General features: G+C 71.1%; 21 protein-coding genes. 11 read left to right on the top strand and 10 right to left on the bottom strand.

The genetic code is table 11. The features are described 5' to 3' along the window. Window positions 1–96 precede the first annotated feature (96 nt). Window positions 97–879, bottom strand: a complete 783-nt coding sequence (locus tag ACFULQ_RS06515; protein ID WP_383538971.1) for an SDR family oxidoreductase — start codon at window positions 877–879, stop codon at window positions 97–99. Between the two features lie 159 nt (window positions 880–1,038). Between ACFULQ_RS06515 and ACFULQ_RS06510 the strand changes: the two genes are divergently transcribed. Continuing rightward, on the top strand, window positions 1,039–1,944 hold the full coding sequence (locus ACFULQ_RS06510) for a helix-turn-helix domain-containing protein (RefSeq protein WP_383538969.1): 906 nt from the start codon (window positions 1,039–1,041) through the stop codon (window positions 1,942–1,944). A gap of 54 nt (window positions 1,945–1,998) precedes the next feature. On the opposite strand, the gene ACFULQ_RS06505 is transcribed toward ACFULQ_RS06510, so the two are convergent. Continuing rightward, a complete protein-coding gene (locus ACFULQ_RS06505) occupies window positions 1,999–2,736 on the bottom strand; it encodes an SDR family NAD(P)-dependent oxidoreductase (protein WP_383538966.1) in 738 nt (245 codons plus the stop codon). An 84-nt stretch (window positions 2,737–2,820) separates the two neighbouring features. On the opposite strand from ACFULQ_RS06505, the gene ACFULQ_RS06500 reads away from it, so the two are divergent. Beyond that, window positions 2,821–3,417 (top strand): TetR/AcrR family transcriptional regulator, encoded by a 597-nt coding sequence (locus ACFULQ_RS06500; RefSeq protein ID WP_383538964.1) that lies wholly within the window; start codon window positions 2,821–2,823, stop codon window positions 3,415–3,417. Window positions 3,418–3,575: 158 nt separating this feature from the next. On the opposite strand, the gene ACFULQ_RS06495 is transcribed toward ACFULQ_RS06500, so the two are convergent. Beyond that, entirely contained in the window at window positions 3,576–4,556 is a 981-nt protein-coding gene (locus ACFULQ_RS06495) for a helix-turn-helix domain-containing protein (RefSeq protein WP_383538962.1), read from the bottom strand. A 307-nt stretch (window positions 4,557–4,863) separates the two neighbouring features. Between ACFULQ_RS06495 and ACFULQ_RS06490 the strand changes: the two genes are divergently transcribed. The 4 genes from ACFULQ_RS06490 to ACFULQ_RS06475 all read left to right on the top strand — a co-directional run bounded on the left by ACFULQ_RS06490 (window position 4,864) and on the right by ACFULQ_RS06475 (window position 8,264). After that, complete coding sequence (locus ACFULQ_RS06490; protein ID WP_383538960.1) at window positions 4,864–5,688, top strand: alpha/beta fold hydrolase; 825 nt, start codon at window positions 4,864–4,866, stop codon at window positions 5,686–5,688. A gap of 61 nt (window positions 5,689–5,749) precedes the next feature. After that, window positions 5,750–6,589, top strand: coding sequence for an alpha/beta fold hydrolase (locus ACFULQ_RS06485; protein ID WP_383538957.1), 840 nt, complete (start codon window positions 5,750–5,752; stop codon window positions 6,587–6,589). A 29-nt stretch (window positions 6,590–6,618) separates the two neighbouring features. After that, window positions 6,619–7,413 (top strand): alpha/beta hydrolase, encoded by a 795-nt coding sequence (locus ACFULQ_RS06480; RefSeq protein WP_383538954.1) that lies wholly within the window; start codon window positions 6,619–6,621, stop codon window positions 7,411–7,413. Window positions 7,414–7,472: 59 nt separating this feature from the next. Continuing rightward, the gene (locus ACFULQ_RS06475) at window positions 7,473–8,264 is read left to right on the top strand and encodes an MBL fold metallo-hydrolase (protein ID WP_383538951.1); all 792 of its coding nucleotides are present in this window, start codon (window positions 7,473–7,475) and stop codon (window positions 8,262–8,264) included. Between the two features lie 45 nt (window positions 8,265–8,309). Here the strand turns inward: ACFULQ_RS06475 and ACFULQ_RS06470 are convergent, their stop codons facing one another. Both ACFULQ_RS06470 and ACFULQ_RS06465 read right to left on the bottom strand, forming a co-directional pair. Next, window positions 8,310–8,963 carry a response regulator gene (locus ACFULQ_RS06470; protein WP_383538949.1) on the bottom strand — a complete coding sequence of 218 codons (654 nt, stop codon included), beginning with the start codon at window positions 8,961–8,963 and terminating at the stop codon, window positions 8,310–8,312. Further along, on the bottom strand, window positions 8,960–10,099 hold the full coding sequence (locus tag ACFULQ_RS06465) for a sensor histidine kinase (protein ID WP_383538946.1): 1,140 nt from the start codon (window positions 10,097–10,099) through the stop codon (window positions 8,960–8,962). Before ACFULQ_RS06465 ends, ACFULQ_RS06470 begins: the two co-directional genes overlap by 4 nt. Before the next feature lie 249 nt (window positions 10,100–10,348). On the opposite strand from ACFULQ_RS06465, the gene ACFULQ_RS06460 reads away from it, so the two are divergent. Next, the gene (locus ACFULQ_RS06460) at window positions 10,349–10,972 is read left to right on the top strand and encodes a hypothetical protein (protein WP_383538944.1); all 624 of its coding nucleotides are present in this window, start codon (window positions 10,349–10,351) and stop codon (window positions 10,970–10,972) included. A 143-nt stretch (window positions 10,973–11,115) separates the two neighbouring features. On the opposite strand, the gene ACFULQ_RS06455 is transcribed toward ACFULQ_RS06460, so the two are convergent. The 3 genes from ACFULQ_RS06455 to ACFULQ_RS06445 all read right to left on the bottom strand — a co-directional run bounded on the left by ACFULQ_RS06455 (window position 11,116) and on the right by ACFULQ_RS06445 (window position 13,693). Beyond that, window positions 11,116–11,688, bottom strand: a complete 573-nt coding sequence (locus tag ACFULQ_RS06455) for a transcriptional regulator (RefSeq protein WP_383538941.1) — start codon at window positions 11,686–11,688, stop codon at window positions 11,116–11,118. 113 nt (window positions 11,689–11,801) lie between these two features. Beyond that, the gene (locus ACFULQ_RS06450) at window positions 11,802–13,388 is read right to left on the bottom strand and encodes a helix-turn-helix domain-containing protein (protein ID WP_383538938.1); all 1,587 of its coding nucleotides are present in this window, start codon (window positions 13,386–13,388) and stop codon (window positions 11,802–11,804) included. Beyond that, on the bottom strand, window positions 13,388–13,693 hold the full coding sequence (locus tag ACFULQ_RS06445; protein ID WP_383539107.1) for a helix-turn-helix domain-containing protein: 306 nt from the start codon (window positions 13,691–13,693) through the stop codon (window positions 13,388–13,390). Before ACFULQ_RS06445 ends, ACFULQ_RS06450 begins: the two co-directional genes overlap by 1 nt. Before the next feature lie 141 nt (window positions 13,694–13,834). Here ACFULQ_RS06445 and ACFULQ_RS06440 point away from each other — a divergent pair, with 141 nt between their 5' ends. Further along, on the top strand, window positions 13,835–14,428 hold the full coding sequence (locus ACFULQ_RS06440) for a VOC family protein (RefSeq protein WP_383538936.1): 594 nt from the start codon (window positions 13,835–13,837) through the stop codon (window positions 14,426–14,428). Between the two features lie 37 nt (window positions 14,429–14,465). Here ACFULQ_RS06440 and ACFULQ_RS06435 read toward each other — a convergent pair whose 3' ends face one another. Further along, entirely contained in the window at window positions 14,466–15,605 is a 1,140-nt protein-coding gene (locus tag ACFULQ_RS06435) for a helix-turn-helix domain-containing protein (RefSeq protein ID WP_383538933.1), read from the bottom strand. Between the two features lie 87 nt (window positions 15,606–15,692). Here ACFULQ_RS06435 and ACFULQ_RS06430 point away from each other — a divergent pair, with 87 nt between their 5' ends. Together ACFULQ_RS06430 and ACFULQ_RS06425 are read left to right on the top strand one after the other, a co-directional pair. Then, window positions 15,693–16,748 (top strand): ferredoxin reductase, encoded by a 1,056-nt coding sequence (locus ACFULQ_RS06430; RefSeq protein ID WP_383538930.1) that lies wholly within the window; start codon window positions 15,693–15,695, stop codon window positions 16,746–16,748. A 7-nt stretch (window positions 16,749–16,755) separates the two neighbouring features. Beyond that, window positions 16,756–17,877, top strand: a complete 1,122-nt coding sequence (locus ACFULQ_RS06425) for a fatty acid desaturase family protein (protein WP_383538927.1) — start codon at window positions 16,756–16,758, stop codon at window positions 17,875–17,877. A 76-nt stretch (window positions 17,878–17,953) separates the two neighbouring features. On the opposite strand, the gene ACFULQ_RS06420 is transcribed toward ACFULQ_RS06425, so the two are convergent. Beyond that, the gene (locus ACFULQ_RS06420; protein WP_383538924.1) at window positions 17,954–18,997 is read right to left on the bottom strand and encodes a saccharopine dehydrogenase family protein; all 1,044 of its coding nucleotides are present in this window, start codon (window positions 18,995–18,997) and stop codon (window positions 17,954–17,956) included. Window positions 18,998–19,125: 128 nt separating this feature from the next. Here ACFULQ_RS06420 and ACFULQ_RS06415 point away from each other — a divergent pair, with 128 nt between their 5' ends. After that, a complete protein-coding gene (locus ACFULQ_RS06415; protein ID WP_383538922.1) occupies window positions 19,126–20,061 on the top strand; it encodes a helix-turn-helix domain-containing protein in 936 nt (311 codons plus the stop codon). Window positions 20,062–20,098: the final 37 nt, after the last annotated feature.

Raw genomic sequence — 20,098 nt, 5'->3', positions numbered from 1 at the left:
GTGAGTTGTGCTTTCTCTCAGGGGGGCGTTCCAGCAAGTTGCCTGCTGGGGTTTGTGTGGGTGTCTGCGGCATCGATCAACGGCAGAGAAAGACGTTCAGATGATCCCGCCGTTGGCCCGGACCACCTGGCCGTTGATCCAGTGACCGGCCGGTGAGGCAAGGAACGCCACGACCTCGGCGATGTCGGACGGCGTGGCGAGCCGCTCCAACGGAGGCTGAGCGGCCAGGCGGGCGACGGTCTCCTCGTCCTTGCCGTCCAGGAACATGTCGGTGGCCGTGGGACCGGGCGCGACGGCGTTGGCGGTGACGTCCCGGCCCCGCAGCTCACGCGCCAGGATCAGCGTCAGCGCTTCGACCGCCCCCTTGCTGGCGGAGTAGGCGCCGTAGTTCGGGAAGGCCAGTCCGACCACCGACGTGGAGAACGTCACGATCGCACCACCGGGGCGCACCCGGCGCGCGGCCTGCTGCACGACGACGAACGTGCCGCGCACGTTGGTGCGGTACAGGTCGTCCAGGACGGCCAGGTCCAGGTCGGCGATCGGCGCCAGATGTGCCCGGCCGGCCGCGTGCACGACGACGTCGACACCGCCGAACTCCGCCTCTGCCGCGTCGAACAGAGCTGCGACGGCGTGCTCGTCGGCGACATCGGCGCGCACCGCGAACGCCTGGGCGCCGGCGTCGGCGGCCTCCTTCACGGCGGTTTCGGCCTCGTCCCGGTTGCCGCCGTAGCCGACCACCACGGCGTACCCGTCGGCGGCCAGTCGGCCGACGGTCCGGCGGCCGATGCCGCGCGAGCCGCCGGTGACGATCGCGACGCGGGGAGAGCCGGTGGACCGGGCCCCGGCGGCAAGCCCGTCGGGAGAGGAGGGGATGGGCATGGACAACTCCTGGGATGGATGCGGGTCGGGCGGCGCGAATCGCCGTCGCCCTGCTGCGCCCACCACACTCGGCCGATCCCCCACCCCTAGCCAGGGCTGCGTCTACCCAGGGGGTGGCACCCCCTGGCTACGGCCCGACGCGCGAGCGACGATGAAGGCGTGAACCTTCCCGAACTCGGCGCCTTCCTCAGGACACGCCGCGACCGCATCCGCCCGGCCGAGGTCGGTCTCCCCCACGGCCCGCGCCGCCGCGTCCCGGGGCTGCGCCGGGAGGAAGTCGCCCAGCTGGCAGGGCTGTCCGCCGATTACTACACCGAGCTGGAACGCGGTGGCGCCAAGAACGGCGTGCAGCCCTCGGCCCAGACCCTGGCCGCCCTCGCCCGGGCCCTGCGCCTGAACACCGACGAGCGCGACCACTTGTTCCACCTGGCCGAGCGGCCCGTTCCCCCGTCGGCACACGGAGCGTCGCCCCATGTGCAGCCCGCCCTGCTCGGACTCCTGGACCGGCTGTCCAACACCCCCGCGCGTGTCATCACGGACCTGCACGAAACGCTGGTGGAGAACGACCTGGCCGTGAGCCTGCTCGGCGCGTCCCCCGCACACCGCGGCCCGACGGCCGGCTTCGTGTACCGCTGGTTCACCGACCCCCAGGTCCGCGACCGGTACCCGGCCGAGGACCACCCGCACCACTCCCGGGTGTTGGTGGCCGACCTCCAGGCAGCGGCCGCCCGGCGCGGCCGGGACGCGGAGGTCACCAAGATGATCGCCGTACTACGCCGCCGAAGCCCGGAGTTCTCGGCGCTCTGGGACGCCCACGACGTCGCGGTGCGCCGCAAGGACCGCAAGAAGATCGTCCACCCCACGCTCGGCGTCATCGAACTCGACTGCTACAACCTGCTCAGCGAGGACGGACGCCAACGTCTGCTCTGGTTCACCGCGCCGCCCGGAAGCCGCGGAGCCGAGCAGCTGGAACTGCTGGCCGTCATCGGACACCAGGACCTGAGCGTCACCGAGGGGACAGCAGCCACGGGGCCGTCCCCCGCACCATCCGGATCCCAGCGCTGACTCAGGCCGCCGGAGGAAGGGCTGCTCGGGCACCGTCGGCGTCACCCGCCGGGTTCAGGCCCGGGTATAGCCGCCGTCGGCGAAGAGTTCGGCGCCGGTGACGAACGACGAGGCGTCCGAAGCCAGGAAGAGGGCGGCGTCGGCGATCTCCTCGGCGTCGGCCAGTCGGCCCAGCGGTACGACGGCCTCGGCGAACCGGTCGACGTCCGGGCCCGCGGCACCCAGCAGGCCGGGGGTCCGCGTGGGTCCCGGGCTGAGCACGTTGACCCGGAAGCGTCGCTCGCGGGACTGCCGGGCCCAGTTGTGGACGAGGTTGCTCACCGCCGCCTTCGAGGCGCTGTAGACCTCGAGGTGTTCGTTGGGCCGCACGCTGTTGCTGGAGCCGATGACCAGGATGGAGGCGTTCGGCGCCAGCAGCGGAAGGGCCTTCTGGACGGTGAACAGCGGACCCTTGACGTTGACGGCGAGCGTCAGGTCGACGTCTGCCTCGGTGTGGGCGCCGAGCTGGGCGTCCGCGACGATCCCCGCGTTGGCCACCAGCACGTCGATACGGCCGGCCTCCTCGCGGACTTGTGCGTAGAGCGCGTCCAGGTCGGCCAGGACGGAGACGTCGGACCGTACGCCGGTGACCGCGGAGCCCAGTTCCTTGACTGCCGCTTCGAGGCGGTCACTGTCCCTGCCGGTCACGAAGACCCGTGCGCCCTCCCGGACGAAACGGTGGGCGATGGCCAGCCCGATCCCACTGCTCCCTCCGGTGATCACGGCCACCTTGTCCTGCAGTACGCCTGACATGGCGTATCCCCTCAGTTGTGGAATGGTTCGTCCATAACACTGGCAGTAATGGACGATCGAGTCAAGAACGACTACGCTGACACCATGCCCCGACCACGCGAATTCGACGAACGCCAAGTCCTGGAGCGGGCCCGGAACCAGTTCTGGGCCACCGGCTACGCAGGCACGCGGATGGACGACATCGCCCGGGCGACCGGCCTGGGCAAGGGCAGCCTGTACGGCGCGTTCGGCGACAAGGGCAAGCTGTTCCACCGCGTGTTCGACGACTGGTGCACCGCGGTCGTCGAGGTGGCCGAAGAACAGCTGGCGGGCGGCCCGGACGCAGAGGCCCTGGCCCGGCTGTCGCGATACGTGCACCTCATGGCGGAGAACACCGCCTCCGACACCGAGCACCGCGGGTGCCTGCTGGCCAAGGGCGCGGCGGAACTGTCCCAGCACGATGCGACGATCGCCGACCGGTCGGCCGAGACCATGACGGCACTGCTGACCCTGTTCCGCACAGAGATCAGCGCCGCCCAGCGCCACGGCGACATCGACGGCGCCGCGGATCCGGAGCAGTTGGCGGCCCTGCTGCTGACCGTGGTCCGCGGTATCGAGGCGGTGGGCAAGGCCGGCCTGCCCCCGGAGACAGTGCGGAACATCGCGAACACCGCACTGGCGGTCCTGCCCAGGCCGGCATGAAGAGCCTGCCCATCCCCGACGTCGGTTCGACTTCGGCGCTGTGGGGGGTCAGCAGTGGCTCTTCTCCCCCACGTACCACCACACGAGCGCCCGGCAATTCTTGGAGCTCGCGGACGGCGCGGTCCGTCTGTGGACCGCGTGAGCGGTTGTGGCGCTCGTCAGAGGCCATCCCGCGGCGGCAGAAGTCGCCCCTGCTGGGAGAGTCTTCGCCATTGGCTGGGAGTGGTGCCGTAGGTCCGGCGGAAACGGCGGGAGAAGAAGGGCGGGTTGGTGAAGCCCCAGCTCCTGGCGATGGCCTCGATCGTGCGGTGCGCGTGGCCGGGGGCGGCGAGGTCGGCGCGGGCCCCTTCGAGGCGCCGGCGGATGATCCACTTTTCGAGACTGACTCCGCCGTCGTCGCACAGCCGGTACAGCGTGCGCACGGAGGTGTTGTGCGCCCAGGCGATGCGCTCGGGGGTGAGGTCGGGTTCCCTCAAGTGGGCGCGGGCGTAGGCCAGGACACGGGTGAGGAGGGTCTCCCTGGCGACGGCCCGGCGGGTGGGGTCGTCGCCGGCCACCGACACGACCCAGGCGCGCACGAGTTCGACGGTGGCGGAGGCGATGGCGTCGGCTTCCGGGCGCATGTCGATCTGGTCGGCGATACGGTGCACACCGAGCACGTGGTGGATGAGCAGTTGTCCGACGGGGCTGTGCTCCAGCGTCGGTATGGACGCGCGGATCGTGCCTTCGGGCAGACCGAGGCGTTCGGTGTCGAACATCATGGCCAGCGTGCTGCCGACCCCCGACCACCAGTACTCGTAGCCGCCCGGCATGTGCTGCATGCTCGCGGAGTTCGGGCCGATGCGCCGCTGATGGTCGGCCCAGACGAAACCGCCGACTCCCCGACGGTGAATGTTGATCGCAACGGTGTCCATCGCGTCGCGCCGCGCCTGCCGGAGCGAGCGGGAGATACGTACTCCGGTGCCCTGGGTGTGGAAGAGCGTCAACGGGCCGAGGCGCCAGAGTTCGAGTCGTTTCCGGACGCCGTCCTCGGTCTCCTCCTCCTGGACGCGGGAGATGCCGCCTTCGCCGGCGGCCACCGCCTCGAAGGCCGCGGTCCGGTCACCGACCCGTAAGTCGTTCGTGTCGAGGACGAGCACGACGCCTCCCCTTCCGGGCAGCGCCGGTCGCCCCCCAGGGCCTGAGTGTCCGTCGCGTGAAGCTTTCACGGCAAAGGTGTGTGCATGCAACACAGGCATATACGCGTCTGCTGTGACGCGCGAGGCAGCAGGTGCGCGGAGTCGTCCGCGGCAGGCGTCCTGGCACGCAGGGCACAGGCTCTGGCAGACAGGGTCAAGCCGGGCGACGATGCCCGTGGCACGCTCCCCCACACGTTCTTGACGACTACGGGGTGCGGCGGGAAGAACGGTCAACTGCGGTGCCCCGGCTACCGGTTGGGAGACGCCCATGCCCTTCGTCACCGCATCCGACGGCGCCCGGATCTACTACAAGGACTGGGGGACGGGCCGTCCCGTGGTGCTCAGCCACGGCTGGCCGCTGAACTCCGACAGCTGGGAAGCCCAGCAGTTGTTCCTGGCGACCCACGGCTACAGGGTCATCGCCCACGACCGGCGTGGACACGGCCGCTCCACCCAGACGTGGAACGGCAACGAGATGAACACCTACGCCGACGATCTGGCCACGCTCATCGACACCCTGGACCTGCGCGACGCCACCCTGGTCGGCTTCTCCACCGGCGGCGGCGAGGTCGCCCGCTACGTCGGCCGCCACGGCACCGCCCGACTCGCCCAGGTGGTCCTGGTGTCCGCGGTCCCGCCGTTCATGCTCAGGACCGACGACAACCCGGGCGGGGTCCCGATCGAGACCTTCGACGCGATCCGGGCCGGATCGCTCGCCGACCGTTCGCAGCTGTACCGGGATCTGGCCGACGGGCCGTTCTTCGGCAACAACCGGCCCGGCGCGAACGTCCCCGAGGGCACCCGGGCGGCCTTCTGGCGGCAGAGCCTGCAGGCCGGGCACCGCAACGCCTACGAGTGCATCGCGGCCTTCTCCGCGACCGACTTCCGACCCGACCTGGACGCCATCGACGTGCCCACGCTGGTCATCCACGGCGACGACGACCAGGTCGTGCCCTTCGACGTCGGAGGCAAGGCGTCCGCCGCCCGGATCAAGAACGCGACGCTGAAGGTCTACCCGGGCGCTCCGCACGGCATCACCGACACCCACAAGGAACAGCTCAGCGCCGACCTGCTCGAGTTCCTCAACTCCTGACGGACCAAGCCCGCGTCCCGGGCCGCCCTCCGGCCCGACGCCCGAGCACAGGAGCCACCCCATGAGCCTCAGAGGTCAGCGGCCTCACCGTCGTACCGTCAGCGCGTTCCTGCTCGCCGCCGCACTCGTGGCCGGCGTGGGCGGCGCGGTCGCCCCCGTCTCCGCGAGCACGGCGCACACCAGCGGCCCCAAGCCGACCGTCGTCCTCGTCCACGGTGTCTTCGCCGACGCCTCCGGCTGGTACCGGACGATCGCCGCCCTGCAGAAGGCCGGCTACCCGGTCATCGCTCCGGCCAACCCGCTGCGCGACCTGAGCGGCGACTCGGCCTACGTCTCCAGCGTCCTCGACAGCATCGACGGCCCGATCATCCTGGTCGGCCACTCCTACGGCGGCGAGGTCATCACCAACGCCGCCCGCGGCCACAGCAATGTCAAGGCACTCGTCTACGTCGCCGCGTTCGCCCCCGACCAGGGCGAGAGCGCGCTGCAACTGGCCGGCAAGTTCCCCGGCAGCAAACTGCCCGACGCTCTGCGCACCCGCGACTACCCGCTGCCGGACGGCGGCACCGGCACGGACGGTTACATCGACCCGGCCGCGTTCCGCGAGGTGTTCGCCGCCGATCTGCCGTCCTCCCAGACCCGGTTGATGGCGGCCGCGCAACGCCCCGGCAGCGTGGGCGGGTTGGCGGGCCCCGGTGGCGCGCCGGCATGGAAGGACCTGCCCTCCTGGTACGTCATCCCCACCGCCGACAACGTCATCCCGGCCGCCGCGCAGCGCTACATGGCCCAGCGCGCCCACAGCCGCACCGTGGAGGTCAAGAACGCGTCCCACGTCGTGATGATGTCCCACCCCGACGTCGTGGTACGCCAGATCATCGCCGCCCACCAGACCACGCGCTGAAGTCGCCGAAGCCCCTGAGGAGCAGACGGATGCAGCCCGACACCATCGTTCTCGTGCACGGCTTCTGGGTGACACCGCGCGCCTGGGAGAACTGGATCACCCACTACCAGGACAAGGGATTCCGGGTCATCGCCCCGCCGTATCCCGGCTTCGAGGTGGAGGTAGAGGCCCTCAACGCCGACCCGACCCCGATCGAGACCGTGACCGTCCCCGCCATCATCGCCGGCCTGGAGAAGGTCATCGCCGAACTGGACCGACCGCCCGTCATCATGGGCCATTCCGCAGGCGGCGCGTTCACCCAGATCCTGCTCGACCACGGCTTCGGCGCCGCCGGAGTCGCGATCAACTCCGCGCCCACGGAGGGCGTGGCCGTCGTACCGCTGTCCCAGGTCCGCTCGACCTTCCCGGTGCTGAAGAACCCCGCCAACCGCCACCGCGCCGTCGGCTTCGACTACGACCACTGGCGCTACGCCTTCACCAACACCTTCCCCGAGGACCAGGCCCGCGCCACCTACGAGCGCTACCACATCCCCGCACCCGGCAGCATCGTCTGGGGCAGCGCCCTGGCCAACATCCACCCCGGCCACACCGACACCTACGTCGACTACCACAACACGCGCCGGGCGCCGCTGCTGTTCTGTGCGGGCGAGAACGACCACCTCATGCCGCCCAGGGTGCAGCAGTCCAACGCCAAGCACTACAAGGCCGCGGGCACCGTCACCGAGGTCAGGGAGTTCCCCGGGCGCTCCCATCTGATGCCCGCCCAGGACGGCTGGGAAGAGATCGCCGACCACGCCCTGGACTGGGCCCTCGCCCACGCCTGACGCACCCGCGGCACACACCGGGCCCGGGAGCGCCCCGGGCCCGGGAAGGGAGCCTCCGCATGAGCGAGCTGCGCATCACCCACATCGGCGGCCCGACCACCCTCATCGAGACGGGCGGCTGGCGGCTGCTGACCGATCCCACCTTCGACCCGCCCGGACAGCGCTACGGCTTCGGCTGGGGCACCTCCTCCCACAAGTCCGCCGGCCCCGCGCTGGCCGCCCGCGACCTGCCGCCCATCGACGCCGTCCTGCTCAGCCACGACCAGCACGGCGACAACCTCGACCGCACCGGACGCGACGTCCTGCACACCGCCCGGACCGTCCTCACCACCCCGGCCGGTGCGCTCCGCCTCGGCCGGAACGCTGAGGGCCTCGCCCCGTGGTCCGTGACCCGGCTGCGGGCCCCGGACCGCCCCACGATCACCGTCACCGCCACCCCCGCCCGCCACGGCCCGCCCCTGTCCCGGGCCCTGACCGGACAGGTCACCGGCTTCGCCCTCACCTGGGAGGGCCAGCGGCACGGCGCACTGTGGATCTCCGGGGACACCGTCCTGTACGGCGGTGTGCGGGACGTGGCCCGGCGCCTGACCGTGGGCACCGCGCTGCTGCATGTCGGCGGTGTGCGCTTCCCGATCACCGGGCCGGTCCGTTACACCATGACCGCCGCCCAGGCCGTAAGCCTGTCCCGGCTGCTGCGCCCCCGCACCGCCATCCCCGTCCACTACGAGGGCTGGCACCACTTCCACGAGGGCCGCGACGCCATAGAGCACGAACTCGCCCGCGCGCCCGCCGACATCCGCGACCGCTTCCACTGGCTGCTCCCCGGGGTCGCCACGGACATCGGCGCCTGATCCGTGCCGCTGCCTCACCTTTGCGGGAACGGAGCGCCCCGCGTCTCACAGCAGGCCGAGGTCGCGGGCGCGCAGGGCGGCCTGGGTGCGGTCGCGCAGGGAGAGGCGGCTGAGGATGCGGGAGACGTGGTTCTTGACGGTGCCCTCACTGAGATACAGCTGTGCGGCGATCTCCCGGTTGGTCCGGCCACTTGCCACAAGCCGCAGGATGTCGATCTCCCGTGGGCTGAGGGTGGCGGCGAGCTGGGCGGGTTCCGGAGCGGGCGCGGGCAGGGACGCCGCGAGCCGGCCGGCCACCGACGCGTCGAGCTGGGTGACGCCCGCGTGCGCGAGGCGGATCGCCTGGGCGAGTTCCTCGGCCGGCAGGTCCTTGAGCAGATAGCCGCCGGCGCCGGCCCGCAGCGCTTGGACGACGTACTCCTCGTCGTCGAAGGTCGTCAGCATCACTACGCGGCAATCCGGCACACGAGCGCGCAGCACGGCGACGGCCTGCACTCCGTCCAGTTCCGGCATCCGTACATCCATCAGGACGACATCGGGGCGTAGCTCAACGGCCTTCGCCAGGGCCTGCCGCCCGTCGGCCGCCGTACCGACGACCGTGATGCCGGCCCTGATCGACAGCAGGGACGCGATGCCCTCCCGAATCAGCTGCTGATCGTCCACCACCAGCACCCGCACAGCGGCCGGCTCCTCGCTCACCGCTCGCCTCCCCGTCGCGGCACGACGATCGTCAGCCGCGTGCCCTCGCCGGGCCCGGTGTCGATGTCCACGCTTCCCGACACCATGTGCACCCGCTCCCGCATGCCGGTCAGGCCGAATCCGGCGGTGGCCTCGGCCGGTGCGAAGCCGCGGCCGTCGTCGGTCACCGTCAGCCGTGCGCTGTCCTCGGTCAGCCGAAGGTCCACGGACACCCGCGAGGCCCGGGCGTGGCGCAGGGCGTTCGTCAGGCCCTCCTGCGCCGCGCGGTAGATCGTGGTCAGTGCGGGCGTGCCGTAACCGTCCTCCTCACCCGTCACCGCAACGGTGACACGCGGCCCCGAGCCGCCCTCCCGCGCCCAGCCGGCGAGCGCGGACGACAGCGCGGGGCGTGTCACCTCCTCGCGCAGGGCACGCACCGACTGCCGTACGTCCCCCAGCGCCAGCTTCACCGACTCCCTGGCCTCGGCCAACGCCCGGCCGGCAGCATCCGGGTCCATCGCGCCGAACTCCGAGGCGATCTCCAACTGCACGGAAATCGCCGTGAGATGGTGTCCGAGGCTGTCGTGGATGTCGCGGGCAAGCCGGTTGCGCTCGGTCGCGGCGGACAGCTGCGCCACTCGCGCCGCGTACTCCTGCACCTCCCGGCGGGCTCGCTGTTCGTCCACGGCGACCGCGGCCATCGAGATCGCCAGTACCAGGCCGACAGCGAGCATCAGCAGGTCGGACACGTGCTCCGTGTCGCGATACCAGCCGGGGGCCGTCAGCAGGTAGCCGGTGAGCAGTCCGGTCAGACACAGTGCCCCCACCACGAGCGATGTGGTACGGCCGAACGCGAAGTAGGCCGTGAACGGCAGGAGCACGAACAGCACGCGGGACAACCCCGAGGTGTCCAGGGCGACCACGGCACCCGTCAGAGCGCACTGCGCGAGCAGGAGCGGCCATCGTGGCAGGCGCCAGCGGCGACCCGCCGTCTCCACGGCCGCCAGGGCCACGAGTCCGGCGACGAAACCGGCCGTGGACCAGGCCAGCAGCCCAGGTCCCTCCCCCAGTCCCGCCGCCAGGTGGTAGAGCCCGCTGAGCAGGACCGCGCCGCACAGCAGCGGCGACACCCACGGCACCGGCACGTATCCCGCCATGCACACCCCCACCCCTGCTGCCACCGCCCAGGCTAGGCCGGACGCCCGCACCCGGCGACCTGTGCGCACGAACTGGCGGCCATGACGGTCCAGTTGTGTCCGAACGGCACATGCCGAACGGCACCACAGCCGCCTGAGTCCCGGTGACCTCCGGCGGCGAGGCTCACCGTTGGGCACCTGCCCGGACCGGCTGCCCTCTTCCTACGGTTTGGCCCTGACGACCCCCGTCGACGAAACGGAGTCCTCCCCATGTCCTCTCACGTGGGCCCAGTGGCCACCCCCGCCCACCCCGCCCGTCCCGGAGCGCTGTGCGGTGTCCTGGCCGGCCTGCTCATCGCCCTGCCCGGCCTGGTCGAGGCGTTCACCGGCGAGACCGCGGCGACCAGTGTCCTCCTCGCGTTCTCGCCGGCGTTCGCACTCCCCTTCCTCACCGCGGTCCACCAGTGGCAAAGCCCTGTCCCCCACCGCTTCGCGGAAACCGCCTACCTCGTCAACCTCATCGGCCTCGGCCTGTTCGGCGGGGCGGCCTTCGCCTCCAACCTGGTGTTGTTCTTCCTCGACGACGACACCGTCAAGGCGCAACTGACGGGCCCCACCCGTCCCGCGCTGCTCGGCTCGGCAGTCGTCTTCGCCGTGGGCAGTGCGCTGTTCGGGGCAGCGATCCTCCGCGCCCGCAGGCTCCCGACCGTTCCGGCATGGGGCTACGCCGTCGTACTCCCCCTGTTCGCGTTCCTGCCCGCGATCCCCGACTCCGTGTTCACGAGCGCCCTGCACGTCGTCGTGGGCGTCCTTCTGATCTGGCTGTCGATGGCCCTGTGGCACACCGCGCAACCCGTCCCCCGCCCCAACACCGGGAACCGTACGGCCGTGTGAACCGACCGCGCTCGCAGCTCGATGCGGGAGTGGGCCTCTCACGGCCACTCACGGTCGCTCACGGCCACTCACCTGCCGGGATCGAGTCGCTGAGCGAGGTCGTGGGCCACGGCACTGGTGATGAACCGGTCCGGCGCCGAGGACTACGCCGCGAAGCCGATGTTGGTGACGTACTCGTACTGGCCCCACTGGGAGCCGAGGTCGACGACCTGGTCGATCCACGCGTCGTCGAGCTCCTGGTCGTCTCCGGCCGCCCACGCGGCGACGATACGGTCCCAGCGGCGCACGTTCATCGAGCGGAACTCCACCGGCCGTTGGCGCGGGCGCGAGACCTGGGACTGGTTGAGGGGATGGATCTCCACGCGGGTGCCGCGTCCTTCGCGGTTGAGACGAGCGGCCAGGTATCGGGCCACGTTCGCCCGGCGCACGGTGCGGTAGGCCTGCTCGATCGCCTGAAGGTTCTTCCGGGAGGGGGTGCGCGTGCCCGCCATCCAGGCGCGCAGGGTCCGGTCGGTGACGGTCAGACCGGCAGCGCGGGCGGCTTGGCGGGCGTGGTCGGTGCGGGTGAGGTAGTGCAGGCGCGCCTGCAGACCTCGCGAGGCGGTGACGGGGGTGGCGATGTAGCCGGCGAGGGCGTCCAGCTGGCGGGCGACGGCTTCGTGGCCCTTGATGCCGCGGGCACCGTACTTGCCGAACTCGATGTTCCGTTCAGGCATCGTCTCTTCCGGGTTCTCGATCGCTGGATCACTGTACGGGCTGTTGAGGGCCGTTGGGCTGCCAGGCGCGGGATTCGTCCGCCGGGGCTGTCGAGCGGCGCCGGGAGGTGCGGTCAGGGTGCTTCGGGGGCCGGGTCCTGGTCGGCGCCGACGGTGTAGACGTCTTTGACCTTCACTTCGGTGACTCCTCGGCCTTCTGCGAACACCGCCCGCCAGTCCCCGGCGACGTGCAGTTCGTCGGTGCCCATGGCGCGTACGACCATCAGGCCTTCGTCGTAGGCGCGGTGGGCCTTCCACCACAGGTTCGCGAAGGCCTGGGAGCGGATGAGGTGCATCCAGTCGGTGCGGTAGAGCTCGCGGTTGTAGTTCGACTCCCCCAGTGTCGAGACGAACTTGGAGTACATCGCCTTGACGTACTCCAGGGTCACCTCGTCGTTCTCGGTGATCGCCCGGTCGCGGGCGTCCTTGAGGGCGGTGCGGAACTTCTCCAGGAGGTTCTCCGTGGCCCCGGACGTCCACGACTCGTGGATCTCCGGCGCGTCACACAGGGCGTACTTCGGGCCTGCCAGTCGCAGCAGCAGGCGCAGGGTCGGCTCGGTGACCCACAGGGGGCCGGGTTCGTCGCGGTTGCCGACCGGGTTGGGCAGGACCCAGTCGTGGTCCCAGTCGGGCGGGGTGATCAGGTGGACGCCGGCGCGGCGGCGGTCGTGATGGTTGCCGGTGGAGTGTTCCAGCTGCCCGATCGGCAGATGGGTCTTGAGGGCGGACAGGTAGGCGCCGTTGATGTCGAGCGCGGTGACCTCGTGGCGGCCGGCGGGCAGGTGGGGGCGGGTCCACTTGGGACGGGCCTCCCAGATCTGGTCGGCGCCGCGGGCGGTCTGCTTGCGCAGGATGTCTGGGAGCCACGGATGCGCTACGACGTCGTAGCGGCCGCCCTTGCGCGTGTGGTCCAGCAGCGTCATCGCGTCCGGGATCGCCCGCTTCACCAACGCCGCGGTCGCCGCCTCGACGTCACCGGCGTGCTCGGCGAGCGCAGCCGCGACCGCGGCGCCGATCAGGTCCGGGGTGTCGGAGGCGGCCTGCACCCGGCGGCCGACCGGCACGACCTTGACGCCGTGGGCAGGCCGGTTCTGCTGTCCTGCGGGCGCCGGCTGCCGCGGCTGACTGCGGGGGGCGGGCGTCTCGGGCTTCTCGTGCCGCACGGGGGCGGGCGCGGGCGGGGGCACAGTGGTGTGGCACTCGGTGGGGTCCAAATGCTGTGGGAACCCCTCGACCTGATAGCGGGCCGGCTCTCCGCACAGCACACAGGGTTGAGGCGAGGGCAGCACCTCGCCGTCGGCGGCGTCCGTGTCGGCGGCTTGGCGGCCTGCCTCCGTAGAGGCCGCTGGGCCTGCCTCCGCAGGGCCGTCGTCCCCCGGGCCGGGGGCACCGGCGGACACCTCCCCGCTCCCGGCGGCGTCCAGCTTGGTGCGCGCCCCCTTGAGGAAGTACGCGTACTTCTCCCGCACCTCACCGCTCGGCTCCCGACCGGACTCCCAGCCCCCCACCGTCGATGCCCCAACTCCCAAAGCCTGAGCGAGCTGTGCGCGAGAGAGGTGCAGGCCCTCGCGCAACAGACGGCGTTCCTCGGCAGACGGCAGCGGGGCCTGCTCCGACGGCGCGGCCGCGAGCAGGGCATCGATCGCCTCGAAGTCCGTCATCAGGCTCCCCCGTCCCGCACGGCAGCGCCCCGGCGGCGGGTCGCGATACGGCTGACCGGCCGACGGCGTGCCGCAGGCAGGGACTCCGTGGCCCGGGTGGGCCCGGCCAGCAGCTCCAGGACGTCGATGCCGTAGTGCGCGGCCACGACGTCACAGTCGGCCAGGCTCCAGGAAGCCGCACCGGACTGACGGCGGCTCACCTGCGCCTGGCTCACCCCCAGCGCGGCCGCGAGATCGACTTGCGACTCACCCGTCGCGTGCAGGAGCGCCGCGATCGCCGACCGCATCCGCTCGTCCAGAGGCATGGTCACAGTGAGAAGGATACGGGATACGCATCACCAATGCGATTACCGCAACTCCGCGTGTTCCGTTCCGCTTGCCCTCGGCGGCGGTACCGGCAGCGGCGACAATGAGCCGGCGAACGAGTCGACGGCTTGGGGGACGGGATGCTGACGGGCATCGTGATCGACGCGCTGGATGTCACGCGCATGGACCGCTTCTGGTCGCAGGCGACGCAGGGCCGAACGGCCGGCCTGCACCTGCGGTTCGTGCCGACCTCGAAGCCGAAGACGTCGTACAAGAACCGACTCCACCTGGATCTGGCCGGAGGGGAGGACTGGCAGGGCGAGGTGGCACGACTGCTCAGTCTCGGTGCGACGCACGCGGACATCGGCCAGGGGAACGTCCCCTGGGACGTCCTGGCCGACCCCGAGGGCAACGAGTTCTGCGTGCTGCGTCCCGGGCACCCCGGTGTACTCACCGACTCCGGCCTCGCCGCCATCTGCCTCGACGTCACGGAGGAAGACCTGCTCGCGCAGAAGGCCTTCTGGCGGTCCCGGAGCCAATGGCACACAGCCGAGTCCCACGACTGGGGCGTCAGACTGCGCCCGACACCCACCAGCACCGTCTCCCTGGTGATGGGACCACCGGCGGCACCCAAGCAAGGACGGAACAGACTGCGCCTGGAGATCACCCAACGCGACGGGGAGCCCGGCGAGTTCCTCGACCCCGGCAACAACGAGTTCCACGTCACCGGTTGACCCTCCGTCCTCCCGCCGACGACGTCCGCGCGATGTGTCAGCCGGCCCGAAGGCCGACCGCCAGCGTCAGTTCCAGGACCCGGTGGGGCGACGCGAGATCCGGAAACAGCTCCCGCAGCTGCGCCATCCGGTACCGGACCGTCTGGGGATGGACGAACAACGCCGCCGCCACCTCCTCCCGCCTGCCCTGGTGCAGCAGCCAGGCCCGCAGGGTCTCCTCCAGCCGTCGTGCGGTCGTGGCAGGCAGGGCCGCGAGCGGCGCGAGGGCTCGGGCACGCAGGTCCGCGTACGCGTCCGCGTCAGCGCTCAGCACCAGCTCGGCGAGATGGTCCTCGGTGTCGCGGATGTCGGAGGAGAGCAGGCGCGCGCGTATGGCCCGTGCGTACGACGCGGAAGCGCGGGTCCACGGCCGGGCCGGGCCGACCACGGCGGTGCGCTCGGTCAGCTGCCGCAGCAGGTGTGAGCGGTCGGCGTCGGGGACGAGCAGCACACCGGTGGCGTCCGGCAGATCGTCGAGGACGAGGGTGCCCGGATCGAGCGTGCGGTAGGCGGGCCGGGCCTGGGCGGCGGGCAGCAGGACCGCGGTCAGCGTGAGCGGAGGCTGCCACCCGGCCCGCTGGGCGGAGACCAGCAGCACGTCCGGGCTCGCGCCGGCGAGGAGGTCGCGGGCCAGGTGTTCCAGGTGGCGCTCGTGCTCCCGGCCCCGGGCGGCCAGTTCGTCGGCATGGCCGGCGGCGCTCGCGGCGGAGAGCTCGTCGATGTAGGCGAAGGTCAGCTCGGCGAACTTGGCGACCTCTGCGGCGGGCAGGCCGGCGGGCACGGCCCCCGCTGCCAGACATCGCCAGGCCACGCGGGCGCCGACGCGGTAGGCGCTGAGCAGGGCGTCCATCGAACGGCCGTCCCGCACCTCGCCTCGGCCGAGCTCGTACGCCGCGTCACCGCCGTCGCCGCCCGTGGCGTTCCCGCTCGCGAGGTCCAGGTAGTGCCCCAGGGCCGTGCGGACGGCTCGGCGGATGGTGGCACCCATGTGGCCCGAGAGGGCGTTGGCGTAGGGCGGGACCTCGTCGATGATCGCCTGGACGACCTCGTCGGCGGTGGTCTTGAGCGCGGCCCGCAGTACGGTGACCGTCGTCTCATCCAGGGCCAGCTCGCTGGCCCGCTGCGTCACATGGCTCACGTTTTTATTCCCTGCGAACAATTCCACCGACCAGATTCACGTCCTACGGTCAGGACTTTACGCCCTGAGACGCAGCAAGCTGGACTCATGACGAGTACAGCCCTCCGCAGCAGGGCGTGGAAACTGCTGGAGATGGTCACGACGCCGCTGCTGCCGTCGGACTACCTCGACCTGGTCAGCCCGCTGCGTGCGGGCGCCGACCTTCGGGGGCGTATCGAGGCCGTGCACCCCGAGACGGGTGACGCCGCGACCATCGTGATCAGACCGGGACGGGGCTGGCGCGGCCACACGGCCGGTCAGTACGTGCGGATCGGGGTCGACGTCGACGGCGTGCGCCTGTGGCGCGCCTACTCCCTCACCTCGCCGACGAACCGCCCGGACGGCCGCGTCACGATCACCGTGAAGGCGATCCCGGACGGCAAGGTCAGCAACCACCTGGTCCGCCGGGCGAAGCCGGGCACGCTGATCCAGCTCGACCAGCCGACCGGCGACTTCGTGCTGCCGCGGGTCAAGCCCGCCAAGGTGCTCTACCTGACGGCCGGCAGCGGCATCACGCCCGTGATGGGCATGCTGCGCGACACCGAGTTCGAGGACGTCGTCATGGTCCACTCGGCGCCCCAGCCGCAGGACGTGATCTTCCGCAGCGAACTGCACGACCTGGTCGCGGACAAGAAGCTGCGGCTCACCGAGGTGCACACCGACACCGACGGCATGCTCGACATCGCCCGTCTCGACGAACTCGTACCCGACTGGGCCGAGCGCGAGACCTGGGCCTGCGGGCCCGCGGGCCTGCTGGATGCAGCCGAAAAGCACTGGAGCGAGCACGGCGTCCCGGAGCGCCTGCACACCGAACGCTTCCGCCCCAGCGTGATCGCCACCGGTGACGGCGGCGAGGTCACCTTCAGCACCACCGGCAAGACCGTCGACGCGGACGGCGCCACGCCGTTGCTGGACATCGGCGAGGAGGCCGGCGTGCTCATGCCGTCCGGGTGCCGCATGGGCATCTGCTTCGGCTGCGTCACACCGCTCAAGGCGGGCGCCGTCCGCGACCTGCGCACCGGCGAGATCACCGAGGCCGAGCCGGGCGTCCTCATCCAGACCTGTGTGTCCGCCGCCGCGGGCCCCTGCGACATCGAACGGTAGGAGCACCTTGACCGCCATCGACCCCACCGCCCATCTGACCGCGGAGCAGATCGAGGAGCTCGGCCGCGAGCTGGACGCGATCCGCGACGAGGTGATCGCCGGCCGCGGCGAGAAGGACGCCGCCTACATCCGCAAGGTCATCTCGGCGCAGCGCACGCTCGAACTCGTCAGCCGGGGCGTGCTGCTGTTCTCGATCTTCCCGCCCGCATGGGTGATCGGCACCGCCGGCCTCTCCGTGGCGAAGATCATGGACAACATGGAGATCGGCCACAACATCCTCCACGGCCAGTGGGACTGGATGCGCGACCCGAAGATCCACTCCACCACCTGGGAGTGGGACCACGTCTCGCCGGCCGACCAGTGGAAGCACTCGCACAACGAGCTGCACCACACGTACACCAACGTGATCGGCAAGGACAACGACCTCGGCTACGGCATCATGCGCGTCGACGAGGACCAGAAGTGGCACCCCTTCCACCTCGGCCAGCCGCTGTGGAACTTCATCAACGCCTGCTTCTTCGAGTACGGCATCGCGGCGTACGACCTGGAACTCGGCAAGAACCTGCACAAGCGCCGCCGCAAGAACCCGGAGTTCCGCGCGCGGGCCAAGGCGGTGGGCCGCAAGATCCGCAAGCAGGTGCTCAAGGACTACGTGATCCACCCGCTGCTGTCGGGCCCGTCGTTCCTGCCCACGCTCGCCGCCACGTTCACCGCGAACCTGGTCCGCAACCTCTGGTCCCACTCGGTGATCATGTGCGGGCACTTCCCCGAGGGCGTCCAGGTCTTCGAGCGCCGGTCGATCAAGGGCGAGACGCGCGGCCAGTGGTACCTGCGCCAGATGATGGGCTCGGCGAACATCAGCGGCAGCAAGGCCATGCACTTCATGACCGGCAACCTCTCGCACCAGATCGAGCACCACCTGTTCCCGGACCTGCCGAGCAACCGGTACGCCGAGGTCGCGGTGAAGGTGCGCGCGCTGTTCGAGAAGTACGAGCTGGAGTACGTCACCGGCCCGCTGCCCAAGCAGGTGTTCTCCGCCTGGCGCAAGGTCTTCCGGCTCTCCCTGCCGAACAAGAAGAAGCCCACCGTCAGCACGCCGGAACGCGAGCCGGAGCTCATCGCCGCCTGATTCCCTGGCCGGAGGGCGAGCGACCTCAGACCGTACGACACCGACGGGGCGGCCGGCACAGCCGCCTCGCCGCGGATCAGGCGTACTGCTTCTGCGGGTGCAGGTCGAAGGTGATGTGCGGGGCGAGGGCGTGCAGGAAGTCGGTGGCGTCGAAGATCTCACCCGCGGAGACGGCACCGACGGTCCTGATACGGCCGCCCAGGACGCGCTCGAGAGCCTCGACGACGAGGGGCGCGGTGACGGCGTAGATGTCCTGACCGCCGGCTGTCGCCCGGCGTTCGACGCCGCCTGAGCGGACGACCACGTCCACGAGGAAGGTCTGGTCCGAGCGCCCGCTGTCATCGGCGGCGCTCGGGGCCGGCGTCTCGGGGGCGGCGATGTCTCGGACGGCCTGCGTGGTCATGTAGGTGGTCACGTCGGGGACGGCGAGGTGCTGGGCCACGGTGACGACGTCCGCCATCGTGAACTCCCCGACCACGGGCCGGGATCCCATCGGTTCCGGGAAGGTCCACTCCAGAGTCGGCGCCGCGTCCGTGCGGTGCTCCCACTGTCCGCCGCGATAGCGCAGGCGGCGCGCACCGCGGCGCTCGCGGGAGACCGCGCCCGAGCGCCGGGTACCGGCGGTGGGGTGCCAGCTGCTGAGCGCGTAGGCGATGTGTGCCTCTTCGGCTTCGGTCCAATCACCCATCGCGGCGGTGGTCAGCAGGTCGCCGAGGCCGCCGAAGAAGGCCATCGCCGGGACGATCACCGCTGCCGCGTCCCGGGCCCGCTCGCGGTAGTGCGCGAAGGTGTCGAGGTTGGCCTCGAGTTCGGCGGCCACGTCCAGGTAGGGGATCTTCGCGCGCAGGGCGGCCTCGATCACCGGGCCGGTGGTCGAGGCGAAGGGACCGGCGCAGTTGATGACCGCCACTGCTCCCGCCAGGGCCCGGCCCAGCGACGCCGCGTCGTCCACCGACGCCGCCCGGGCTTCCAGCCCCAGCTCACGGGCGAACTCGTCCAGATCCTGCGCGTTCCGTCCGGACAGCACCGGGACGAACCCGCGTGCGACCAGCTCCGCGACCACGAACCGCCCGGTGTGACCATAGGCGCCGAACACCGTCACCAGCTGACCTGACCCCATGAGACCGCTCCCCTGTACGCGAACGCCCGCCGCGCACTCGATCCGCCGCGGCCCGACCCCCACATCCTGTCTCTCCGCCACCACCCCGCACGAGTGTCGGAAACGACATGGCGCGTACAGTTTCGGACATGCCCGCTGTCGCGCTGGCCGTCACCGACGGCATGCTCCACTACGAACTGTCCGTAGCCGTCGAGGTCTTCGGATCCGACCTCACCCACCTCGTCGACCCCTGGTACGACTTCTCCCTCTGCGGCAGCGGGCCGGTCCGCATCGGCCGCTTCAGCCTGGAACCCGACCACGGACTCGACCACCTGGCACACGCGGACACGGTCATCGTCCCCGGCTGGGCAGACACCGACCTCGCCCCGCCCGCCGAGCTGGTCGAGGCGGTGCGCGCGGCTCACGCGGCCGGCGCCCGCGTGGCATCACTGTGCACAGGCGCCTTCGTCCTGGGCGCGGCAGGACTGCTCGACGGCCGGCGTGCCACCACGCACTGGGCCCACACGCAGGAACTGGCGCGACGCCACCCGAAGGCCACCGTCGATCCGGACGTCCTCTACGTCGACAACGGCGACGTCCTCACCTCCGCGGGGAAGGCCGCCGCCATGGACCTGTGCCTGCACCTGGTCCGCCTCGACCACGGCTCGGCCAACGCCAACACGATCGCCCGGCGCCTGGTCATCCCGCCCCACCGCGACGGCGGCCAGGCCCAGTTCATCGCGACCCCGCTCCCGGCGCCGGGCAACCATCCCCTGGACGAGCTCTTCCCCTGGGCCCTGGAACGCCTGAACCAGCCGCTGACCGTGGAGGACCTGGCCCGCCAGGCCCGTATGAGCACTCGGCACCTCGGCCGCCACTTCAAACACCTCACCGGCATCACGCCCTTGCAGTGGCTGCACACCCAGCGCATCCGCCACGCCCAGGAACTGCTGGAGACCACGGACGCCACGGTGGACACCATCGCCGCCGCCACGGGCATGGGCACGGCGACGACTCTGCGCCGCCACTTCCACCGCAGCGTGGGTGTCCCACCCGACACGTATCGCCGGACCTTCCGCCCCTGACGGAGCAAGTGACTGATCGCCAGGGAGGCGTCAGGCA

Source organism: Streptomyces sp. NPDC057253, assembly GCF_042669125.1.
GTDB lineage: Bacteria > Actinomycetota > Actinomycetes > Streptomycetales > Streptomycetaceae > Streptomyces.
The sequence above is the reverse complement of the archived record's forward strand: the minus strand, read 5'-3'. Positions and strand labels throughout refer to the sequence as shown.